The 24,000-nt window shown below is 43.9% G+C and carries 17 protein-coding genes; 9 read left to right on the top strand and 8 right to left on the bottom strand.

Annotated elements, in window-relative coordinates; all coding sequences use genetic code 11:
• Positions 1-421 precede the first annotated feature (421 nt).
• From AACU33_RS23130 to AACU33_RS23120, 3 genes are all read left to right on the top strand, one after another.
• Complete coding sequence (locus tag AACU33_RS23130; protein ID WP_339376231.1) at positions 422-1,447, top strand: response regulator; 1,026 nt, start codon at positions 422-424, stop codon at positions 1,445-1,447.
• A 136-nt stretch (positions 1,448-1,583) separates the two neighbouring features.
• On the top strand, positions 1,584-4,574 hold the full coding sequence (locus AACU33_RS23125; protein ID WP_096590926.1) for an ATP-binding protein: 2,991 nt from the start codon (positions 1,584-1,586) through the stop codon (positions 4,572-4,574).
• Between the two features lie 478 nt (positions 4,575-5,052).
• Positions 5,053-9,078 (top strand): ATP-binding protein, encoded by a 4,026-nt coding sequence (locus AACU33_RS23120; RefSeq protein WP_096590922.1) that lies wholly within the window; start codon positions 5,053-5,055, stop codon positions 9,076-9,078.
• On the opposite strand, the gene AACU33_RS23115 is transcribed toward AACU33_RS23120, so the two are convergent.
• Positions 9,052-9,978, bottom strand: coding sequence for a cation diffusion facilitator family transporter (locus AACU33_RS23115; protein ID WP_096590920.1), 927 nt, complete (start codon positions 9,976-9,978; stop codon positions 9,052-9,054). The two genes, AACU33_RS23120 and AACU33_RS23115, sit on opposite strands and share 27 nt — an antisense overlap.
• 71 nt (positions 9,979-10,049) lie before the next feature.
• Between AACU33_RS23115 and AACU33_RS23110 the strand changes: the two genes are divergently transcribed.
• Positions 10,050-10,262 (top strand): hypothetical protein, encoded by a 213-nt coding sequence (locus tag AACU33_RS23110; RefSeq protein WP_339376230.1) that lies wholly within the window; start codon positions 10,050-10,052, stop codon positions 10,260-10,262.
• Here the strand turns inward: AACU33_RS23110 and AACU33_RS23105 are convergent.
• A complete protein-coding gene (locus tag AACU33_RS23105) occupies positions 10,231-11,862 on the bottom strand; it encodes an adenylate/guanylate cyclase domain-containing protein (protein WP_096590918.1) in 1,632 nt (543 codons plus the stop codon). The genes AACU33_RS23110 and AACU33_RS23105 overlap by 32 nt on opposite strands.
• 244 nt (positions 11,863-12,106) lie before the next feature.
• Here AACU33_RS23105 and AACU33_RS23100 point away from each other — a divergent pair, with 244 nt between their 5' ends.
• Positions 12,107-13,567 (top strand): serine/threonine protein kinase, encoded by a 1,461-nt coding sequence (locus AACU33_RS23100; protein ID WP_096590916.1) that lies wholly within the window; start codon positions 12,107-12,109, stop codon positions 13,565-13,567.
• A 19-nt stretch (positions 13,568-13,586) separates the two neighbouring features.
• On the top strand, positions 13,587-13,718 hold the full coding sequence (locus AACU33_RS23095) for a hypothetical protein (protein ID WP_339376229.1): 132 nt from the start codon (positions 13,587-13,589) through the stop codon (positions 13,716-13,718).
• Between the two features lie 41 nt (positions 13,719-13,759).
• On the opposite strand, the gene AACU33_RS23090 is transcribed toward AACU33_RS23095, so the two are convergent.
• Together AACU33_RS23090 and AACU33_RS23085 are read right to left on the bottom strand one after the other, a co-directional pair.
• A complete protein-coding gene (locus AACU33_RS23090) occupies positions 13,760-13,894 on the bottom strand; it encodes a hypothetical protein (RefSeq protein WP_339376228.1) in 135 nt (44 codons plus the stop codon).
• A gap of 3 nt (positions 13,895-13,897) precedes the next feature.
• A complete protein-coding gene (locus AACU33_RS23085; protein WP_096590912.1) occupies positions 13,898-14,458 on the bottom strand; it encodes a pyridoxamine 5'-phosphate oxidase family protein in 561 nt (186 codons plus the stop codon).
• Positions 14,459-14,719: 261 nt separating this feature from the next.
• On the opposite strand from AACU33_RS23085, the gene AACU33_RS23080 reads away from it, so the two are divergent.
• Positions 14,720-15,643 carry a 1-aminocyclopropane-1-carboxylate deaminase/D-cysteine desulfhydrase gene (locus AACU33_RS23080; protein WP_096590910.1) on the top strand — a complete coding sequence of 308 codons (924 nt, stop codon included), beginning with the start codon at positions 14,720-14,722 and terminating at the stop codon, positions 15,641-15,643.
• A 50-nt stretch (positions 15,644-15,693) separates the two neighbouring features.
• On the opposite strand, the gene AACU33_RS23075 is transcribed toward AACU33_RS23080, so the two are convergent.
• Complete coding sequence (locus AACU33_RS23075; protein ID WP_096590908.1) at positions 15,694-17,790, bottom strand: DUF1565 domain-containing protein; 2,097 nt, start codon at positions 17,788-17,790, stop codon at positions 15,694-15,696.
• A gap of 791 nt (positions 17,791-18,581) precedes the next feature.
• Between AACU33_RS23075 and hemN the strand changes: the two genes are divergently transcribed.
• On the top strand, positions 18,582-19,964 hold the full coding sequence (hemN, locus tag AACU33_RS23070; RefSeq protein ID WP_096590906.1) for an oxygen-independent coproporphyrinogen III oxidase: 1,383 nt from the start codon (positions 18,582-18,584) through the stop codon (positions 19,962-19,964).
• Between the two features lie 73 nt (positions 19,965-20,037).
• Here hemN and AACU33_RS23065 read toward each other — a convergent pair whose 3' ends face one another.
• Both AACU33_RS23065 and AACU33_RS23060 read right to left on the bottom strand, forming a co-directional pair.
• Entirely contained in the window at positions 20,038-20,856 is an 819-nt protein-coding gene (locus AACU33_RS23065) for a uroporphyrinogen-III synthase (protein WP_096595356.1), read from the bottom strand.
• Between the two features lie 368 nt (positions 20,857-21,224).
• The gene (locus AACU33_RS23060) at positions 21,225-22,112 is read right to left on the bottom strand and encodes a sulfurtransferase (RefSeq protein WP_096595355.1); all 888 of its coding nucleotides are present in this window, start codon (positions 22,110-22,112) and stop codon (positions 21,225-21,227) included.
• Between the two features lie 97 nt (positions 22,113-22,209).
• On the opposite strand from AACU33_RS23060, the gene AACU33_RS23055 reads away from it, so the two are divergent.
• Complete coding sequence (locus AACU33_RS23055; RefSeq protein ID WP_096590904.1) at positions 22,210-22,941, top strand: helix-turn-helix transcriptional regulator; 732 nt, start codon at positions 22,210-22,212, stop codon at positions 22,939-22,941.
• 323 nt (positions 22,942-23,264) lie between these two features.
• Here AACU33_RS23055 and AACU33_RS23050 read toward each other — a convergent pair whose 3' ends face one another.
• Positions 23,265-23,660, bottom strand: coding sequence for a hypothetical protein (locus AACU33_RS23050; RefSeq protein WP_096590902.1), 396 nt, complete (start codon positions 23,658-23,660; stop codon positions 23,265-23,267).
• Positions 23,661-24,000: the final 340 nt, after the last annotated feature.

Genomic DNA, 24,000 nt, shown 5'->3' with positions numbered 1-24,000 from the left:
TCTAGGGTAATTATGTGACAATACAGTTCAGTTAGGCTGAGATGCAATATTTCGTAGGGGCACGACACCGATAAGATTACTGTATACACCAAAAAATTGTGGACGCCGTGCCCCTACAATCTCTCTTAACTGAACCGTATTAAATTATGTGAGAGTTTACGCAGCGAACTCTTCCTTAAAAGATAGTTTTGATTATCATTAAATCAATACCGAACTAAAAATTTAGTAAAATTATTATTAATCTCAATGGCTTAACAATGGTTAAGTACGCTTTGCTAATTATTAAAAAAATTATTTAAAAAACCATAACTGTAACTGTAGCTTTCAGAAAAATCTCGCAATATTTATAGATATATCAATCCAAATAATTAAATATTTCGGTGTGTGAGTATGCCTAAATTTGTAACCAAGTGAGTTATTTGTGAACCAAGAAGAATTGAACTATAATTTTGAAAAAATTCGACAGCATATAGAGGCATTAGAAAAATACATAAAAGAGTCACCAATGCATCATCCAGAGTGGGTTGCAGCATTGGAAGTGCTAACAGCTTCTATCAAAAACCTGGAATTCTTCAAAGAAGAAATGCAGGCTGATTTACAAGTATTTAAAGTTATTGAACAAGAACTGCTGCAACAATATGAGACGATAATAGCAGAACGTAAGGTTTATCACGATCTGTTCAAATTTGCACCTAATGCTTATTTGGTAACAAATGCTGAAGGCATAATTCTCGAACTAAACTATACTGCTGCGGCGTTATTGAATGTATTGCCCAGTTTGCTCATTGGTAAATCGTTAATCAATTTTGTATCTCAAGACGAGCATTCATATTTTCTTGCCAAACTGAAAGAATTGCTCAATGTTCAGTCTGTGCAAGAATTGGAAGTCACTATCTGTCCCCGTGGCGGTCAAGCTTTTGATGCTTTACTTTTGGTGAAACCTGGGCGAGAAACTTCTGGAACTTTAGGTGCGTTACATATTAGCCTGCATGATATTACCAAGTACAAGCGATTACCAGTTTCTCAGCAGATGCCAAGCTCGATCGCACCTGTTGCCAGACCTAATGGATTGGATGGTTTACAGGTACTATTTGTAGATGATGAAGCCGATACCCGCGAGTTAATTGCCGCAGTACTCATGCAACATGGGGTAGAAGTGACAACAGTTGCCACAGTGGCAGAAGCTTTGCAAGAATTAGAGCGATCGCGCCCCGATGTCATAATTAGTGATATTAGGATGCCCGATGAAGATGGCTATGATTTAATTCGCAAAATTAAGGCACTAGAAGCCGAGAAAGGATGGCAAATTCCGGCTGCTGCTTTGACTGCTTATCTTGCAGAAGACCGAGCAAAGGCAATCAACGCAGGTTTTCAATCCCACTTACATAAACTTGCTGCACCAACGGAGTTGATTGCCATGATTGCACAGCTGGCTGGGCGAGAGTAAATGAGAGCAGAGGAAGCAGAGGGAGAAAAGGATTTGAGTTTTGGAAAAAGTGGAATTTTATATCAATTAAGTAAAAGTCTAAAATTTTCTTAGCTGAAGAATTACGGACTTTAGTGAGTATCTTTTCCTAGGAAACATGGATAGCTTCACCAAAAGCAAGAAAGCCGCTTCTGCTTTAGATGTGTTTGCAGGCGGTAGCGTGATGGGCGAGTTGATGCGTCAGCACGACTGGTCAAAAAGCATACTTGGCCCGGTAGAAAACTGGCCGCAAAGTTTAAAAACCTCTATCCGGATTATCTTAGGTTCCCGCTACCCAATGTTCGTCTGGTGGGGACAGGAACTACTCAACTTCTACAACGACGCTTATATTCCTGTGCTGGGTAAGCGACACCCGCAAGCTTTGGGTGAATTAGCTCGCGATATCTGGACGGATATTTGGCCTTTGGTTGGGTCGCAAGCAGAAGACGTACTAAATCGAGGAAAGCCTTCATGGAATGAAGAATTACTTGAGATTATGGAGCGCAATGGCTATCAGGAGGAAACCTACTTCACCTTTTCTTACAGTCCGATTAGCAATGACGATGGTAGAGTCGGGGGTGTCTTTTGCGCTTGCACTGAAGATACTAGGCGAGTATTAGACGAGCGCCGCCTGCGGACGCTGCGTGAATTAGGCGCAGAAACGGCAAAAGCCAACACTATAAAAGAAGCTTGCAACATTGCCACCAGGGTGTTGGCAAACAACCCTAAAGATATCCCCTTTGCGCTAATTTATCTACTAGAGAGCGAAAGCTCTGCCCAACTTGCCAGTACAACAAATTTAGCCGTCGGAACGCTTGCCAGCCCGACTGCAATTGAGCTGACCTCCGTGCCAAAATCGGCTGATTGTTGGTCGCTCAATTCTGTTTTAGCGACTGGTGAAAGCCGAGTCATTAAAAATTTAGTGGAACGATTTGGTTCGCTTCCTGGTGGTGCGTGGTCTGAATCACCAAAAACTGCGATCGCATTGCCGCTTATCGGTGCTGGACAAGAAATCCTCGGGTTTCTGGTTGTGGGGATTAGCCCTTACAGACCATTCGATGATGATTACCAAGGTTTCTTTGAACTAGTTGCAAGACAAGTGACAATCGCGATCGTTAATGCCCAAGCCTATGAACAAGAGCGCAAACTTGCCGTTCGCGAAGTGGCACGAAGTGCAGCCTTAGCAGAACTAGACCGCGCAAAAACTGTTTTTTTTAGCAACATCAGCCACGAATTTCGCACACCTTTAACATTGTTGATCGATCCCTTAGCAGATCTGCTAGCTGGAGAACATGGTGCGCTTTTGCCTCAGCAGCGCGAACAACTAGCACTCGCCCACCGGAACAGCTTACGCTTGCTGAAACTGGTAAATACTTTGCTCGATTTCTCGCGAATTGAGGCAGGTAGGATACAGGCAGTTTATGAGCCAATCGATTTAGCTGCATTTACAGTTGAGATAGCTTCAGTTTTTCGTTCGGCAATTGAAACAGCAAAACTGCAATTAATCGTAGATTGCCCACCCCTGAGTAGCCTTGTGTATGTAGATCGGGAAATGTGGGAGAAGATAGTTCTTAACTTAATCTCCAATGCCTTTAAGTTCACCTTCACCGGAGAAATTGCTGTTTCTGTACACCAAATTGATGACAAAGTAGAACTAAAAGTAAGGGATACAGGCGCAGGCATTGCCCCCGAAGAGTTACCCAAAATTTTTGAGCGCTTTCACCGGATACGCGGAGTACAGGCAAGAAGCCATGAAGGCTCAGGCATTGGATTAGCTTTAGTGCAAGAACTCGTTCACTTGCATGGCGGCACTATCAAGGTAGAGAGTGTCTGGGGTAAAGGAACGACATTTACAGTCACCCTACATACAGGCTCGTCGCACTTGCCATCTGAGCAAATTAGTACTAGAACACTGCCATCAACATTACTTGATGCTGCTCCCTACCTCCAAGAAGCACAGCAATGGCAAAAACAAGAAAATTTGTGGCATTGGGGCCGCCACGAAGTGGCGGCCTCCATAAATTCCTACGAGTTCTCAGCTGGGCATATTTTGTTAGTAGATGATAATGCGGATATGCGCGACTATCTCCAAAGGCTACTACAGGAACAATGGCAGATAACGGCTGTTGCTAATGGCGCAGATGCACTAGCTGCTATCTCATTGCAACCGCCAGATTTGGTGTTGACTGATGTGATGATGCCAGAAATGGACGGTTTTCAATTGCTCAGTGCATTGCGTGCCGATCCCAAAACCAAAGGCCTACCCATCATCCTGCTATCGGCTCGTGCAGGAGAAGAAGCAGCAATTGAGGGTTTACAAGCAGGAGCAGACGACTACCTCATCAAGCCGTTTTCTGCCCAAGAATTAATCGCGCGCATAGATTCTCACTTACAAATGGTGCGTCTGCGTCAAGAATTATCCTCAAATCGCTTGAAAGACGAGTTTTTAGCAACCGTTACCCACGAACTTCACGCACCTCTAGTTGCTATTCTCGGCTGGACTCGCTTACTACGTTCAGATCGGCTAGATCGGTCTACTGCTTTACGAGCTTTAGATACAATTGAGCGCAATGCTAACAACCAGGCAAAGCTGATTGAGGATTTACTCGATATCTCAAATATTCTCTCAGGTAAAGTCCGCATAGATCGTCAGCCAATCAATCTCATCTCTACGGTGGGTGAAGTGATGCAGACAATGTTAAGCGATGCTCAGGCTAAAACAATTCAAATCAAATCTCAGCTTACTCCCAGAGATATTTGCGTTTGCGGGGATTTAATGCGATTGCAGCAAGTTTTCTCAAAATTACTGCATAATGCCATTAAATTTACGCCAGAAGGGGGACTTGTTGAAGTGCGGCTTAATGTTGTTGACGCTTGGGCGACTATCCAGGTTAGCGACAATGGTATCGGGATGAGTGCTGATTTTCTTCCTCATGTCTTCAATCGCTTTACGCAAGCTGAGGTTCCCAGCAGACATTCACCTGGGGGTTTGGGGTTAGGATTGGCGATCGCACATCAACTTATCCAACTACACGGCGGTACAATTGAAGCAGCAAGTGCAGGAATTGGGCGGGGCGCAACGTTTACCATCAAGCTGCCATTAATTTGACAGGGCAAGATGGCAAAAGATATCGAGGTTTTGTAAGCATTGTCCTTGTTAAACAAAGTGCTTACCTTGTTAAACAAAGTGTTCGCCTTGTTAAAGAAAGGGTTTGGTTTGTTTAACAAAAGGTTTAGTTTGTTAAACAAAGGGTTTAGTTTGTTAAAGAAAAGGTTTGGTTTGTTTAACAAAAGGTTTAGTTTGTTAAAGAAAAGGTTTGGTTTGTTTAACAAAGGGTTTGGTTTGTTAAAGAAAAGATTTGGTTTGTTAAACAAAGTGTTTACCTTCTTAAAGAAAGTGCTTGCCTTGTTTAACTCGATTATTCCCTGCTAAGTAAGAATGAGGCAAGTAAATCAATATTGCCATATTACAGTGCATGTTCATAGAAAATTAGTATCACCTCCAGCAAGAAGCAAGCTACATAATTAGTGAGTAAGATGGCAATTAAGAGCCTTTTCCTGGTGAACTGCTGGAGCCAAAGCGTCCTATGCAACGACCTCAAAGAAAAACAGTGACGCTGGAAGATATTATCATTACCGAAGAGTTGTCCCGCCGAAATCCCCGTGCGGCAAACTTACTCGCAGAAAATCAGGCGTTGCAGGCTTTGGCGCGGCAGTTGGTAAATCAGCCCCAAACCATGCTTCAGAGTTTAGTTGATATAGCACTAGAATTGTGCAGTGCGGAAACGGTTGGGGTGAGTTTACTAGAAATAACAGCAAAAGGGGAAGAAATCTTTCGCTGGAATGTGTTGGCAGGAGAGTTAGCAGAGTACGTAGGCGGTACTACACCCCGCAATTTTAGCCCCTGTGGTGTCTGCCTAGATCGGGGTACTCCGCAACTTTATGCTTATCCAGAACGGTATTTTACTTATTTACAGGCAGCAAACACTCCCATTGTTGAAGGGTTAGTGTTACCGCTAATTGCAGATAACCATGCGCTGGGTACTATCTGGATTATGTCGCACGACGAACAGCGGCATTTTGACTCGGAAGATGTGCGAGTAATGACGAGTTTGGCAGACTTGGCGGCTGCGGCATTGCTACTAAATCAGCGACAAACCCAAGAATTGCTAGCGAAGAATGCCCAACTAGAAGCGGAGGCGGCGGAACGCCAACGAGCTGAGGAGTTGGCGCGGGGGTCGGAAGCATACTTCCGCGCGATGATGGAGAATCTACCAGGTGGGGCTGTATTTGTCGTTGACCGCAATCTGCGCTATCTACTTGCCGAAGGCGAAGCACTTCATACCGCCGGATTCAAAAGCGCAGATTTAGTTGGCAAAACGATTTTTGAAGCGCTGAGTCCCGAATTAGCGGTAAATTATGAGGTGAATTACCGTAGAGCGCTGGCTGGTGAGCCGTTTGAACACGAACACGACGCTCACGATCGCTCATTCCTCTCGCGCGGAACGCCGCTACGGTTGCCAAACGGTGAAGTATATGCGGTGCTTGTTGTTTCTTATGACATTAGCGATCGCAAACTCGCAGAGGCGAATCTCACCTTTTTAGCCGAAATCAGCCAAGACCTAGCGCGACTAACGAACATTGACGAGACGATGAATGCGCTGGGCGAAAAAATCGGCGGATATTTCAACTTGTCGGCCTGCGTCTTTGCCGAATTGAGTGAGACGGCTGAAATTGCAGTCATCGACTACACTTGGCAGCTCAGTCACATGCCAAGCTTTATTGGCACTTATCGTATGCAAGACTTCGTAACACCCGAAGTTTTGCAACTTTGCCGCGCCGGAGAAGCCGTCGTCATCCGCGACGTGTTCGACGACCCCCTAGTCGATGGCGAGCAGTATGCGGCTCTGAACATCCGCTCCTTCCTCAGCATACCGCTCGTGCGCGATGGCGAGTGGCGCTTCCTGCTCGTCATTTATCATACCGAACCCTATGACTGGCGCGACGACGAAATCGAATTGACCCACGAACTCGCCAACCGCATCTGGACGCGGCTGGAACGCGCCCGCGCCGAAGCAGCCGTCGAGGCAGATCTGAGAGATACTCAGATGCTACATAATCTCGCGACGAGACTGATCGGTGAAGGAGATATACAAGCACTTTATCAAGAGATAGTCAAAACCGCGATCGCGCTGACCCAAGCAGATGCTGGCTCATTTCAGTTCCTTGATGAAACAACCCAAGAGCTGGTGATAATGGCTACTCAGGGTATCGATCGAACAATGGCGGAGCATTTCCATCGGCTTGACGCAAGTTCAAATACCTCCTGCGGTATCGCGTTGGCAACAGGCGAGCGTACCTTCATCAATTTTGACGTGCCTGAGAGCGAAGACCCAGATGGTTCTCAGCGAATGCACAAAGACGCTGGATTGCGCTGCGCCCAGTCAACCCCATTACGTTCTCGTTCCGGCAAACCTATCGGCATGGTTTCAACTCATTGGCGCGAAGATCGCCAACTGAGCGATCGCGAGTTGCGGTTTCTCGATTTACTCGCCCGTCAAGCTGCCGACATAATTGAACAACGGCAAGCTGAAGAAAATCGGATTCAGTTGATTCACGAACAAGCTGCCCGCGAACAAGAACGCCAACGCGCTGAAACTCTAGCAGAACTCGATCGCGCCAAAACTCTCTTCTTCAGCAACGTTTCTCACGAATTTCGCACACCGCTAACACTGCTGCTGGCTCCATTGCAAGATACCTTGAGCGAACGCACCCATCCCCTGCCGCAAGAACAACGCGATCGCCTAGAACTTGCCCAGCGAAACGCCATGAGGCTGCTAAAACTGGTTAATACCCTGCTTGACTTCTCCCGCATTGAAGCCAGAAGGATGGAAGCAGTTTATGAACCAACCGACTTGGCAAGATTCACCACTGAGTTAGCCAGTGTATTTCGTTCCGCCATAGAACGGGCTGGGCTACAGCTAATTGTCGATTGCCCACCAATAAGCGCGCCTGTATACGTAGACAGGGAAATGTGGGAGAAAATTGTCCTAAATTTGCTCTCCAACGCCTTTAAGTTTACTTTAGAAGGCGAAATCGCTATCAGGCTACATCTTGCTGATGGCGATCGTGTAACGCTACAAGTAGAAGATACAGGTACGGGGATTGAGCCAGAACAACTGCCCCATGTGTTTGAGCGATTTTACCAAGTACGTGGAGTACAGGCGCGGACTCATGAAGGTTCGGGGATTGGTCTTGCTTTGGTGCAGGAGTTAATTAAACTGCATGGTGGAACTGTAGAAGTAAGTAGCACTTTAGGAGTGGGTAGTTGCTTCACAGTCACAATTCCATTAGGCACAGCACACCTGCCAAGCGAACCCATTCAAGCCACACGCACCATATCATCAACTGCATTAGGTGCTACGCCTTATGTTCAAGAAGCGGAGAGGTGGATTGGGGAAGATGAGGGGGACAAGGGAGAGGGGGGAGCAAATTCTTCCTTGTCCCCCTTGTCCCTTCCATCCGCAGCCCGTGTTCTCATCATTGATGACAACGCCGATATGCGCGATTACCTGACGCGGATATTAAGCGATCGCGTTGAAGTCCAAGCGGTTGCTGATGGGGCGGCTGCACTGGCGACGTTGAATGGGCGAATGCCGGATTTAGTTCTTTCTGATGTGATGATGCCTGGTTTAGACGGCTTTGAGTTACTGAAAGCTTTGCGAGCCGATCCACGGACAAAAGAAATACCGATTATTCTGCTTTCTGCCCGTGCAGAAGAAGAATCAGTAATTGAAGGACTACAAGCTGGGGCTGATGATTATCTAATTAAACCCTTTTCTGCTACCGAACTTGTCACCCGTGTTAATGCCTATCTGCAAATGGCACACCTGCGCTCAGAAGCACTGCACCAAGAAAGAATAATTAACCACAAAAAGGATGAGGTACTATCAACAGTTTCTCACGAACTGAATACCCCCCTAGTCGCCATTCTCGGTTGGACGCGGTTACTTCGTAGCAGCCAGCCCAGTCCAGCTATGCTGATGAAAGCGCTGGAAACCATTGAACGCAATGCTACTCTACAAGCTAAATTAGTGCAAGACTTGCTGGATATTTCGCGGATTACTGCGGGTAAAATTCACTTGAATTTAGAGCCAGTAGAACTGCAAGCGGTAATTGAAAATGCGATCGCTACTGTACGCCAATCCGAAACCAAAGACATTCGCCTAGATTGTCTGCTCGATCCATTACCAACGATAGTACAAGGCGATCCAGAAAGATTACAACAAATAATCTTAAATTTACTGACTAATGCTGTTAAATTTACACCAGAAAGTGGACGAATTGAAGTTAGCCTACAAACTCAAGAAAATCAAGCCCAGATTATAGTCAGCGATACTGGCTGCGGCATAGATAGCGATTTATTACCATATATTTTTGATACCTTCCGACAAGCTGATGGCGTCAAGAAAGGACTAGGTTTAGGACTAGCGATCGCTCGTCAACTCGTAGAACTGCATGGCGGTACAATCCACGCCCACAGCCCAGGTATTGGACAGGGTGCAACTTTTACTGTCAAGTTACCGTTAATTAGATTTACGAATAGCAACTAAGGACTTTGCTTCAATAAAAATTTGTTTAACTTCTGGATGTTTTTGGCAAATTCTGGTTTCCAATCTCTCCACGGTTAATGCTATTTCCTCACCTGATAAATGTCGAGCAAACTGAATTTCTAAGTTTAATAATATTTCCTGCGGGCCAAGTTGCATTGTGAGTATGCGCATGACATTTTGCACTCCTGGCTCTGTTTTAGATAAAGAGCGAATATCAGCTATAATGCGAGGATTAGCACTTTCACCAACTAATAATCCTTTACTTTCAGTAGCTAATAGTACGGCAACTACAGCTAAGATAACACCAATAATAATTGAAGCGATGCCATCAAAATAAACATTGTTAAACACATGTCCTAAAAAAATTCCTACTAAAGCAACAATCAAACCTAAAATTGCCGCAGAATCTTCAAATAATACTGTAAATACTGTAGGGTCTTTACTATTTTTTATTGCTTGCCAAAAAGTTTGATCGCCCTTAGTAGGTAGAAACTCTTTTAAAGCTATAGTCCATGAAGAACCCTCAAATATTATAGCTATACCCAGCACAATATAATTCCACATTGGGTCTTCGAGAGGACTGGGCTTAATTAAATGGGTAATTCCTTCATAAATCGACATCCCACCACCAATTGCAAAGATGAGGATAGCAACAATTAAAGTCCAAAAGTAAAGTTCTTGTCCGTAACCAAAGGGATGGCTCTCATCTGCTGGCTTTTGGCTCATGCGAATTCCCAGCAGCAGTAACAATTGATCGCCTGTATCTACGACGGAATGAATACCCTCAGAGATCATCGCTGAACTATTGGTAATGGCAGCCGCAATAAATTTAGTAATAGCGATCGCTAAATTAGCAGCCATCGCCGCAAAAATTGTTTTCTTAGAAGAATCTGATGACATGATAATAAGTCATAATTTGTAATTCGTAGTTAAAAAAATCATAACAATACGTAGTGTGGGCAGTGCCTAGTGTGAACCAAAAACGCCGAAACTCCATCAAAAGGAACAGCCTAGACATTACCCACCCTACTCAACAAGACTTAGAAGTACCTCAACACGACTTAGAAGTACTCCAAATAGATTTGCTTTTAGTTAGAGATTTTGCGATCGCTTCTTTTCACTACCCTACTCTATCTCTGCGATCTGCCTTATTTATTGATGCATATTTGTTTGATAGATCTTAATTAATCGATTAATACCTTTGAAACTGTAACTTCCCATCTCTTGAAAGTCGGAGGGTTGTTTGAGCATTTTATAGGTAACTTCACTAATTACGCATTCACCGGGAGGACAAACTGCTTCCATGCGTGCAGCCAGATTAATAGTAGCTCCTAAAGCCGTATATTCTACCCGTTGGGAGCTACCAACATCTCCCACAACTGCTTTACCACTATTAATTGCAATGCGTAATTGTAGAGGTTCTTGCCAAAAACCATTCAGATTCAGACGTTCTAAACGAGTTAGCATCCCTTTAGCCGCCGCAATGGCGCGTTCGGCATGATCGGGTTGAGGTTCAGGAGCGCCAAAGAACGCCATAATACAATCACCAATATATTTATCTAAAGTGCCACCATAGGCAAACACTTCTTGCAGCATCTCTTCAAATAAATTATTGAGTAATTGTGCGATCGCGGTTGCTGTGACTCTTTCGGAAATCGCAGTAAAACCAACTAAATCTGCAAACAAAATACTAATTTCGCTTTCTGCGGGAGGTAAACGTCCATCGGGTAATCTACCTACAGATATCAACTGCTGAACTACAGCCGGAGAGTGGTAACGTTCTAGTCTGTGGCGAATTACCTCTTCGTTTTTGAGTCTATCTACCAATAACCAGCGTTGTACGCTAGTAGCAACAAGGTTAGCTAATGCCGAAAAAAAGCTGAGTTCTTCTTCACCTTCATTAGCCCAATGATAAGAAGACAGATGTGCATCTGCGTAGAGAACGCCAACAACTTTATTTTCATCCCATAACGGCACTGCCATCACGCTGCGAATCCCCTTAACCAAAACGCTATGTTCTCCAGAAAAGCGTTCATCCTTATGGGTATCAGCAGATTGAATCACAACTTTTTCGTCAAATACCTTTTGACAAATACTACGACTAATCCAACTGCCATCAGCTGCCAGATTTTCTTGTTGCGAAGCGTTTCTAATAGCAGCATTCATTAATTCTAGATTCCCACCGCCACTAACATCAATTAATAATGCCAAGCGATCGATGCTATCTAAATAACGAAAAACCACTTCTTGCACTTGGAAGAAAATCTCTTCTATAGATGTAGCAGCACAAAGATTTTTGGCGATATCTACCAAGTCTTTTAGTCGGGCAATGGTAATATCCTTATTGCTGATATCACCATCCTTACTATCAGCTTGTATCCATTGCTGTTGCAGTTGCTTGACATTGCGTAGAATCGTTTTTTGCTCAGTATTATCCCCATCCCGATTCTGAGTTGGCTCATGTTTACTCATTGGCTGTGCAGCAGGATCTACAACCAACACCAGTAAACTCACATTACCCAACCAAACAATGTCACCGTGATGCAACTGTTGTGGACGAGTAAGTATCCGTTCATTAACTTGTGTCCCATTCTTACTGCCCATATCCGCAATAGTCCATACGCCATCAGCAGTTTTCACAATCTGGGCATGGTTACGGGAGACTCCCCCAAAAGGTAGATATAGGTTACATTCTGGTAAACGTCCGATAGTGAATATCTCTCTATCGACTGAAATCATTGTTTCAGTATCTCCCTCTTGTAGACGTAGTTTGAGTTCAGTCATGAGTGTGAATATAGGTCAGGGAATCTGGGGGTGCAAGCATTTTTGAAACCGTTAATACTCCAAGGGTTCGCCTTGGCTTTCTCTTTATGACACTATTAATGGCATTTCGACAACTAGAATGTAGTGAATATTACGGAACAATTATAGTCAGATATACATCAGCGTTATGGTGAAATTCGCAAGAATTTCTGCTTTTGTGAGAAAGTGTATTCTAGTTCACAGTTAACCTCAGTCCAGCTATACCATGATCGGCAGATTACTAGACCAACGTTACCAAGTGGTTGAACTATTAGGCAAAGGCGGATTTGGTCATACTTATATAGCCTTAGATACTCGCCGTCCTGGAAACCCTAGTTGTGTCGTTAAACATCTCAAACCGATTACTAGCGAACCTGAATTTTTGCCACTAGCTAGACGTTTGTTTAATAGAGAAGCCGAAACTTTAGAAAAGCTGGGACATAATGACCAAATTCCCCGACTTTTGGCTTACTTTGAGGAAGACGAAGAATTTTACTTAGTACAGGAATTAATTGAGGGACAACCACTGTCGTGGGAAATGCCACCGGGATCGAGGTGGAGTGAAGAACAGGTAATTCAATTGCTGCAAGATGTTTTACCTATCTTAGAATTTATTCATAGTCATGGGGTGATTCATCGAGATCTCAAACCCGACAACTTAATCCGCCGTGCTTCAGACAATAAAATAGTTTTGGTTGATTTTGGGGCTGTCAAACAAATTAAGAGTTACTCACTAATGACTCCAGAACAGCTGAAAAATGAAACCGTAGCTGTGGGTACTCCAGGCTATATGCCAAGCGAACAGGGACAAGGTAGACCAAGACCTTGTAGCGATATTTATGCACTAGGTATGACTTGTATTCAAGCTCTGACAGGCTTGAGTCCCAAGCAATTAGGAGAGGATGCTAGCAGTGGAGAGATATTATGGCAGCATCACGCTCAAGTCAGCAACCAATTGGCTTCTATCTTGAATAAGATGATACGCCATTACTTTAAATACCGCTACCAGTCAGCAACCGAAGCACTGCAAGCACTCAGTTCCATCACTAATGCCAACACGCCAGCAGCTGTCGCAGCTGTTGTTACCCAAGTGGTGGGTCACTATTTAAAAGATGGCTATGTGACCGCAACCAAAGTGATGAACTATCTTCAAGAACTAGCAAAGCCTTGCTACATTCCGCCGAATCACGAAACATCCTCTGGTTCTACAGCACCACTAACTGCTCCATCCACTCTGCGAGCCTCTGAGGCTCAGAATGCACTGTCAACTACTACTAATCCCACCCAAGCACCTAGCACTTCTCAGTTCAACTTGCGTTCTCTTTCTTCAGCTTCTCCAAAAAGACGATTGTTGATTGGGATTAGTGGAGCGATCGCACTCATTGCTTTTGGTATCATGTCTGCTAATCGCTCACAAAAACCAGCTTCTGAGCCTGCACAAAATGAAGTTAAGCAAGTAGCAACTAATACGAAAGAACCCGAACAGAAAATAGGTTGTCTGGTTGTTGTTAGTTCCTCAAACTTACGCTCTGTATCTGGTTCCAGACAGAGAAAAACAGGGAAAGTAATTAAAGCAGGTACTCAAGTGACAACTACTGGTAAAACTGAGGGTGGCTGGATAGAAATTAGTTCTCCAGAACCGGGTTGGATTTGGAAAAGTCGCACAAAAAACTCTTGTCCTAAATAACAGTTTCCTACCTAATACCATGTCACGTCGATCGCGATCCAAATACGTTGGTAAGGGCATGGCAATGCCCATTGGTGTCAACTTAAGCGAGAAGGAACCAATTGATGAACATCGCAATGTTATTAATAAACGCTGCGATATTATTAACTAAATCTCCTTTCTGTCCCCCCTTCGGGTACTCTTCGAGAACCCCTACGGGGAACGCCAGTCGCCTGCGGAGAAGCCACTGCGTTGGGCGGGTTCCCCGACTTGAAGCAAGTGGCGTTGGAAACCCTCCCGCAGCGCTGGTCTCACCTTGTCTTCCCACACTCCCCACCCTCCCCACACTCCTCAACCCCCAGGTAAATTACTCAGCGGAGTTGGTAAACCGTCAATACTGACAAGATTTTTTTGCTGTTGATATTCTCTAACTCCCTCTTCGCCTTTTTTAGTTGCCCAATTTACTAAAGTCTGGCGCTGTCCTTGATATTCATAGAGAGGGACGCCAAAGCCACAAGAAGTTTGCACTCGTTCAATATCAGCTATGATAATTTGACGCGTTCCAGGCAGTGAAGGAAACCAAGAGTCAAAAGAGTTCCACTCTGGAGTACCGGGTACAATCGTGTATCCTTGACCGTAAAGTCGCAGAATGCGGGCAGGTTCTTGAAAAGCGCAAAATAGAAAGGTAATTCGCCCATTTTCTTGTAGATGGGCTGAAGTTTCGTTACCACTACCTGTAAGATCTAAGTAGCCTACGCGGTGGGGAGAAAGCACGCGAAAACTCTCCATCCCCTTGGGAGAAAGGTTAACGTGACCTGTGGCACTCAAGGGTGCGCTACCTACAAAAAACAGGTGTTGAGCAGCAATAAATTCTTTTAGTTCCTCAGTGATACTGTCAAAAACTTTAGCCATAAACTGTCTAATGCCAAGTAAATTTAGAAATTCTCTGTGTCCTCAGCCTATGCCTTAGCTAAAGATTAAGCAAGGTTGAGTTTTACTCTCATGCAACTTCATCTATTTAACGTGAGTCGGTGCAAATAATCATCACTTGTTTGTAGTTGCGCTACTCTGCGAGAAGCCGCTACTCTACGAGAACGCTTCGCGAACGCGTCTATAGCGCTAAAGCGCAACTACGAGCCAAACAATAATTGCATACCCATTTCTTAGTTGTGAATGCCGTCAATTTTTCTGCCTCCCACCATACAACCTATTCATAGCGCCATTGCTCAACAGGCTGGAGTTAATTTATCTGTGCTACGCCTCGATTTTATGCACCCGTGGGTTAATGGTAATAAGTGGTTTAAGCTGAAGTACAACATCTTGGAGGCTCAACAGCGAAATTTCACAACACTGCTGACTTTTGGTGGTGCTTATTCTAACCACATCTTTGCCACCGCCGCCGCCGGAAATCTTTTTGGATTTCGCACTATTGGCATGATTCGCGGAGAAGAGAGATTGCCCCTTAACCCTACACTGAGTTTTGCCGTGCAACAAGGAATGCAACTTTTCTACCTCGACCGCCAGAAATACCGAGAGCGACAAACCACAGCATTACAAACAGAATTACAGCAACGCTTTGGTGAGGTGTTTATCATTCCTGAAGGCGGCGGCAATCTCAACGGTGTACGCGGTTGCATAGAAATAGTCAACACGGCAGCATTTGATACTGTATGCGTGGCTTGTGGTACAGGTACTACCTTAGCTGGAATTATACTGTCGCTGCAAAAAGGTCAACGCGCCATTGGCTTTCCCGTTCTCAAAGGTGGGGAATTTCTCGCGTCAGAAGTAGATAGTTGGCTGAAGAATTACCTCGCCTCTGGTTTGCCCACTGCTAATGAGGCGATCGCATCCTGGGAATTAATCTGTAATTACCACATGGGTGGCTATGCCAAAGTGAACGATGAACTACTAACGTTTAGTCAGCAGTTCACCCAAGAACATGGCATACCTTTAGATTATGTCTACACCGCCAAAATGTTTTACGGCGTGATGGATTTACTCAAGCAAGGATTTTTTCAGCGAGGCGATCGCTTACTATTGATCCACACCGGCGGCTTACAAGGTAATCTCGGCATAGAGAAGCGATCGCTTCAGTAATGGAACAGGGTCAAGGCATTGCCTCTCACCCGTTCCCTGTTCCTTTGGCATCAATTCAACACTTCAAATATCGCTCTTAAACCGCTGCTATTAAGCGAGTTCATCATGCCTTCCGCATTCGAGCGATTGCTAAATACTCCCACTTGCATGAAGTTTCGACCTTGGGAAACTGTGGGAAAAGCCCCAGGAGCAAGGTATCGCACTAACTCCTGATCCCTTTCTGTTGCTACTTCTACTAAGACGCGGTAACGGACACCCATCGGCCCGACCGCCCCATACTGTGTTGGATTGCTACCCATTGGAGCCACACCAGCAGGTAATGGACTGCTACCCATTGGCACTGCACTGGGAGGCAGCGAACCTGTACCCATTGGCGCTACATTTACATTATTTGGTAACGAACCACCGTAATTTACAACCGGAGAGCTTGCTGGTACTGGCACTTTGCGCATATTCCGAGTATTGCCCATTGGAATATTGGAATTAGGAACGGGCAAAAGATTTGAGTTACCCACGGGAGGGGCTGGTTGCCGTCTTTGTGATGGCTGCTTTTTACCTCTACTTCCTGTAGCTCGTGGTTTGACTACAGAATTGCTCGGAGGTTGAGGTGGGGCAAACTCAATTGCATTGGTATTCACCTGTATGTAATTCAACTGTGGAGTATCAGGTGAATTCCCAGCTACAGGCGGCATACTTGCCGTTGGGGGAACTTGAGGATTTATTGGTGTTTGTCTACCTGACAAACTGCTAGGAACTGGGAAACCGGGAACTGGAGAGTTAACTGTCGGAGTGGGTGGTGGCGGATTCAACGTAGGAACAACACGCGATGTATTGGCTGGTAGCAGTGGCAATAATTGCGGATTTAATTTGCCAATACTCAGGTTATTACCAGAATTGCTGTTGTTGGCTGATGGGACGTTGAGGTTGTTAGGAGTTTCCGAGAGTCCTGGAGCCGAGAAGATAATTTCACCGTTGGTAGGTACGTCTTCGGGGCCACCAGCCGCAGGTTGAGCATTCCGCGCGATCGCTGTTGTCGTTGTCGGAGCTTTCATCTCCACCTTACCAGCAATGCGATTGCTAGTAAGCGTGTTACCAACAGCAGCAATTACTTGTTTGGCAGCGCTGGCGTTAATATCGTAGCGAGTATTATTGCGAAATTGATTACCGCCAGGTTCCGAATCATTACCTAAATCTGGCATGGCTTGGGCGATCGCTACCATACCATCTTCTTTACTACCCTCAATAATGTTATTCCGCAAAACTGGGCGAGCGTTAGCTTGGACGATAATCCCAGCTCTGTTGTTTTGAATTTGATTGTTGGAGATTACTGGTGTGGCATTTTGAGCAATATTAATCCCAAAGCCTGTTTCTTGAAAAAGATTTTCCCGCACTTGAGCTTGAGAAGTCCCAGCGATTGTGATCCCGTTAGCTCCATTACGGTAAAAGCTATTCTGGCTAATAGTTGGTGTAGCATTACCAGTTACAAATACCCCATCTTGGGTATTGCCTGTAAATGTATTTTGTGAAACTACTGGATTACTCGATTCAATCCACAAACCGTAACCGCGGCGATTGGGATTAGTTACTGTCACCCCAGTTAACCCTGCTTGGTTTGCTCCGACAATGGTGACGTTTTGACCTCCAAAACTACGACTGAGGTATTCGCCACCTCCCTGAATCGTAATTCCTTTACCTCGATCGCTAGCATCCCCTTGAATGGAAACACCTTGTCTGAGGATTAACGGAAAGGACTCTCCTGTTTCAGCACTATAAGTACCTGGTGCTAGGGTAATTACTGTATTGCCAGTAGCTTTTTGTAACGCTTGGGTAATTGTTTTTAAAGGAGTGCGATCGCTACCATTACCTTCTTTATCTTCTCCGGTAGCAGGGTTGACAAATAGTACATTAACCTGAGAGAGTTGTTTCTCACCCGCAGGTGGTACTTGGGCAAAAGCACTGCCAAAACTTATTCCCAATAAAGTCAAAGTCGCGAGGCTTATACCAATACTCAAAGATAATACGGAAGCGCGAAAAAGTTTATGAAGTCTAAATTCTGTGTATAAATCTGGGCGATCGCCTTTAGCAACCGCTGTTACTGAGAGAACTTCAGACCTACGATTTCTAGGAAACACAATAGGGGAAATCACCTTGACAGCACTCCTGTGAAGATAGAATAAATTTTTATACTGTGAAGTAATAGTATGTCGATAATGTTACTCAACATCTGAGAGATTGCCTATTGGGAATACACAGTCATGAGTCAAAAGACTGGTTTTTGCGAACTGAGATATTAAGGATGCTGAAACCCAAGTAGATTAACGTCTTCAATGGCTCATACCTGGTAAATCCTCCAAGAGTCGAAAAATATGGCTCTTGTGGCAGATGCTAACTGTTGCGACCAAAGCGCTAACTAGTTAAGAAAAACTGTTAAATTCCGTAGATTCAACATTTTTAAACTATATTAACCATATTTGTGGTATGTGTCTTGCAAATCTGGCAGAAGATAGAAGACACAAAAGCTCTATATTGGAAAATCCGTCATACGGCATAGGGCATTGGTCATTTGCCAGTGGCGAGGGGGAGATGAGGGAGTGTGGGGAGTGTGGGGAGACAAGGGGGAAATAAGTAACAACCAATGACTAATGACCCTTGACTCTTGACTCTTGACCCTTGCCAAGATGTGCCTTCACACACAGACAAAAATAAAGAAATATTAATAGCTTTATAGTTATACAAATATAAATAGTTAAATAATTTTGGGAGAGATAAAAAAGGCAGTACCCGCATCGGCAGTATTATTTGCTGGATCGAGTGATGCGAATGCTGTCTAACCCCAAAATAACTATTCTCTAACTCTGCCATTGACTGTGAACTGACAGACATCCTGAGTCTGTGGCTGACTCTACAACTAATCGCTAGGCGGTATTCGGAGGTTTTGATGGTTTTTCTCTTACCTGGTGTCAAATTCGATCTGGAGATGATTCAAAAGTACGATGCACCCGCACCCAGATACACCAGTTACCCACCTGCTACTGAATTAAGCGAAGCATTTACCATAAGCGATCTGCAAACTGCGATCGCCGCCTCAAATCTAAGAAAAACTCCCTTGTCTTTGTATTTCCACATCCCTTTTTGCCAAAGTGCTTGCTACTTCTGCGGCTGTAACACAGTAATTTCCAACAACAAGAATATTGCCAAACCCTACCTAGAAAATTTGGTTAAAGATATCAAGCAGACCGCAGCCTTAATTGATTGCGATCGCAAAGTACTTCAAGTACATTGGGGCGGTGGTACGCCTAACTACTTAGAGCTTGAGCAAGTAGAATTCTTGTGGAAAAACATTACTCAACACTTCACCATCGATCCACAAGCGGAAATCTCAATTGAAATCAATCCTCGCTATGTAGATAGAAACTACATTTTATTTCTCAGACAGATAGGGTTTAATCGCATTAGTTTTGGTATTCAAGACTTTAACCACCAAGTTCAAGTAGCAGTGAATCGCATTCAGCCTGAAGAAATGCTATTTGAGGTTATGAGTTGGATTAAAGAAGCCCAATTTGAAAGCGTAAATGTAGACCTGATTTATGGTTTACCTTATCAAACCCGTCAAAGTTTTCGGGAAACCGTGAAAAAGACAATTGAATTAGATCCCGACCGGATTGTTGTCTTTAACTTTGCTTATATTCCCTGGATTAAAGCTGCACAAAAAAATATTCCGGAATCTGCTTTACCTTTACCACAGGAAAAGCTAGAGATTTTGAAAATGACCATTGAAGAACTGACAAGTAATGAGTATATCTTCATTGGTATGGATCATTTTGCCAAATCTAATGATGAATTAGCGATCGCTCAACGTAATGGCACCCTCAAGCGTAACTTTCAAGGTTACACCACCCACGCCGAAACAGAACTCTTTGGTTTTGGTTCCACATCCATTAGTATGCTAGAAGATGCTTACTTCCAAAACCACAAGCAATTAAAAGACTATTATCAGGCAATTACTAAAGATGCTTTGCCTGTGAGTAAAGGTATTAAACTCAATCAAGATGACATTATCAGAAGAGATGTGATTATGAGTATCATGTCTCACTTTCAATTGCATAAGCAAGACATCGCAGAGAAATATCATATCTGTTTTGATGAATACTTCGCTCACGAATTAGAGATGTTGCAGCCGCTAGAAGCTGATGGACTAGTTAGCGTATTAAAAAACTACATTCTAGTTACAGACATTGGCAGATTGCTGGTGAGAAATATTGCTGTCATCTTCGATAACCACTTGAGAATCAAAGAAAAACAATTCTCACGCGCTATATAAGTATGAGAAATGATTAAATAACTCACAGGTGAACATTGATATTTATCCGTGTTTATCTGTGGTGTGAGCGAAATTATTCATACTGATGAAAAAATTGGGCGATCGCATCTGCAAATCCGGCAAATGAGCTATAGTCTTGTGAAACAATAGAGACATTTACACCCAACTTTTTAGCATTAGTAGCTGTATACGGGCCAAAACAGGCAACAATACAATGCCGATAATCTCTATTTGAGTCGAGCATTGCTAAAAAGCTTTCTATTTCTGCTGTGCTACTAAAAGCAATTACATCGATTATTCCTTGACGCAGTAACTCTAATTCAACTGCATAAATTTCTTTATCTACACAGCCAGTAGTATAGGTAGGTACGCGAGTTACCTGTATACCCAATCTTTGCAAACCTGCAATAAAATTGGGTACAACATCCGGCTCTGCGATACCAACAACTACTGGAACTGGTACTAATACTTTTTTCTGATGAATATCAGGAATTTGCGAGAATTCTGCCACAATTCCTGCTGGACTAGATTCTTTAGGAATCAAATCGACTCTGTTACACAGAGATAATAATAATTCTGCATCTTTGCCAATAGCACACAGTTGACAATTTTGCAGTGCATCTGTTGAGATACCCAAAACATTTAAGCGATCAAAAAATGCAGTAATACCGTTTCTACTGGTGAATGCAATCCAGTCAAATTTATTTATTTGTTTTAAAACACTATCTAACTCAGCGTAATCTGTTAACCAAGTGGTTTCTATCGTTGGCATGAGCAAAGGTAAACCACCTTTATTGATGATTTCTTCAGACAACCTAGAAGCATAATTCCTCGGTGCTGTTATTAATATTCTTTTGCCATATAAAGGCAGTTGCTTAGATAGAGTTAGCAATTTACTTTTGTAATTTTCGGGATAACACAAACTCAAATATTAGCAGAAAAGACTATTCTACTAAATAGAAACGCGGATATGGTGGGCGATGCCTAGGGTGTTCACTTTGAGGAAATTTGGGCGTTTTTGATTCATGCTATTTTTGTCTAGCGTCATTGCGAGCATTCGCTGAAAGCGTTCCCGAAGGGTAGCGACGCAATCGCAAATATTCTGGGATTGCTACCCTGCGGGAAGGCTTCGCCTACGTCGTTCCTCCTCTCTGCGAGACGCTACGCGAACGCAATGACGGCACAGATTTTGCATGATTTTTTAACTTCTAAAAAGGCACAGAGTTAACACCTTAGGCGATGCCCACCCTACATTATTTCTTATGTTTTTGAAGAAACTCCTGTTTGAGATTCATCTACAACTACACCCTGATCGGTTGTTTCAATCGGCGCATCAGCAAGACGACTCCATTCATTCCATGAGCCATCATAATTTCGCACATTGGGATAGCCGAGTAAATATTTCAAAACAAACCAAGTATATGCCGATCGCGCACCAATAGCACAGTAAGGAAATACTTCTTTGTCAGGTGTAATACCTTTGCTACTGTAGAGATTGCGCAACTCCTGGGCTGACTTAAAGGTTCCATCTTCATTCAAGGTCAGGGTATGCTCAATATGCACTGCACCCGGAATATGTCCGGCGCGTTCTGTTCCTTGTGGCGGCTGCATCATGAAGATTTCGCCACTGTATTCTTGAGCAGTACGCACATCCAATAATACGCGATTTGCTTGGTTGAGAGATGCTTGCACTTCCGCCTGTAAAACTCGCAAGTCAGCATCGGCTGCTTTGGCGCGGTATTGGGTGGGGGTAAAGTTGGATAATTCCGTTGCTAATGGACGATTTTCTGCTACCCATTTCTGATGCCCACCATTGAGAACGTATACTTTATCGTGTCCAACGGTTTTCAACAGCCAGAAAATCCAGGCTCCTGTTCCGGGATAACTACCATAGGGAACAACAATTGTTTCAGAGGAAATACCCGATCGCATCAGCAACTTTTCTATCGCCGTTGGATCTAAATTCATCCGCAAATCTGGCATTAATAGATCGGTGAAGATATTCCAAAAGACTGCGCCAGGGATGTGCGCATTTTTATATGGTTCTGGACTGGTATCAACCTCAACCACGCGCACGCTAGGATCGTTGAGATTTTCCATCAGCCATTGGGTATCGATAAGAACTTCAGGATGAGCATACTCAGACATGGGGTGTTCTCCTGTAACTTGCACTAAAGCTAAGATTAGGAGAAGGGTATTAGCTACGCCCAGTCCTCGATCGAGTACAGTTTTCGACACGCTAATTATGAAAAATTCCTTGCAGTCGCTCTTTGAAGCCATCAACCAGGCACAGAATGAACAAGAACTGCGATCGCGTGTCGTGCCGAAACTGGGTGAGTATTTTGTTACTAAAAAATCGGGGGTTTTCTTCTTCGACCAACTTGCTTTTATAGATCGCAAGCTTCAGAAAACCTTCCAAACTGCACTCTCAATCGAACATAATCCTGTTGCGCGTTACTTAGTGGAACGCCATGCTCCCGTCCATGAAGCATTGGTGACATCACCGAAGGTCTGGAGCATGATTTGTCCCCGACCGGATCATTGGCACGTAATGGCAGGGCCGATTGTCAGCCACGGACAATTAGTAGGTGCAATCGGCTTCACCCGCGAACAGACAATGACTGCATTTGATGCGCAAGATTTAGCAGATTTAAGCGCCCTCTGTTTGCACCTATCTATTTGGAATGCCACAGTGCGATCGCAGTATAAACCTGCAAAGAGCGATGCCTGCGGCGGGCTACGCCAACGCTTAACGCCGCGAGAATTGCAAATAGCAGAATTGGTTGCGTTAGGTTACACAAACGCAGAAATTGGTAAAGAACTTTGGATTACAGAAAATTCTGTCAAGCAAGCTTTGAAGCGAATGTTTCGTAAGCTTGAAGTTTCCTCACGTGCTGAGATGGTTGCTCAACTGTGGAAAGATAAAAAGCGTTCTTCACCCACAGCCGAGCAATCTAATTTAATACTTAACACGTAGTAAAAGGTAATTGATTGTTCAGATGGAGTTATACCAATTCACAAAAAACCCGATCTAAATAGTTTTTTTGTAGGGGTTTAGCACTGCTCATACGTGTCAACTTAAGCTAAAAGCTATATACGGCGCGTGTTGTACAAATCCCTAGCCCTCATCCCCTAACCCCTTCTCCCTCAGGGAGAAGGGAAATTGAATCTCTTGCTCCCCTCTCCTGGTGGGAGAGGGGCTGGGGGTGAGGGCAGAACGTTGTCGCCAAGCGGGTTTCACGTTAAGTTTACACAGGTGAGCATTGCTAAACCCTTACCCCCTCCTAGCAATGTATTTTATTACTTCTGTCTAAGTTGCTGTTGCAGCCTTAATATTTCCATTTGCTGTCTTTGTTGTTGTAGTAATTGCTCTTGTCTCAATTGTCCAAATGGTTGTCTGATTTGATTTTGTTGCCCAAATTGTCTAAACGGTTGTTGTCTGATTCGATTTTGTTGTCTAAATTGTTCAAGACGCTGTTGTTGCATTAGCATTTGTTCATCCTGCTGCCGCCTAAATTGTTCCCATTGTTGTTGAGAAGATGACATTTGTTTGTTCAAATTTAGACTCTGGGATTCTAGCGGCTGGTTTTGAGCGATCGCCTGAGCGATGTCTGCTCGTGCAGGAGAATAAATCGCTAAATCTATTGTCAAGATAGTGAGTAATAGCCCTGATTTAACTAATAATGAATGAGTCACGTCGCTTCGCTCCGAATTCAAGATTCAAAATTAATAATTGCCATCAATAAATTTAGTTGCTCTGTATATTTTCGGTTTTGCTTATACAGTTCTCTCAAGCTTATGAATTATGCGATCGCATTCAACTTGCAGGTAACTCTTACCTTAAATCATCCCTATATATATTGATTAAATATTGATATTGCTGTCTTTGGTTCTCGCTGCGCTAAGTCTGAGAATTGTTCAAGTTCAATGAAAGCGATCGCTCTCTAGCTCTATTAACTATTTTACAAAATCTTCCATCGATTGACTTCTGACTTCCGGTACAATGACGTAACTTTGTTGACGTTGGGAATTTACC

This window comes from Calothrix sp. NIES-2098 (genome assembly GCF_963875125.1).
Classification (GTDB): Bacteria; Cyanobacteriota; Cyanobacteriia; order Cyanobacteriales; family Nostocaceae; genus Aulosira.
This window is presented reverse-complemented; position numbering and strand designations above follow the sequence as displayed.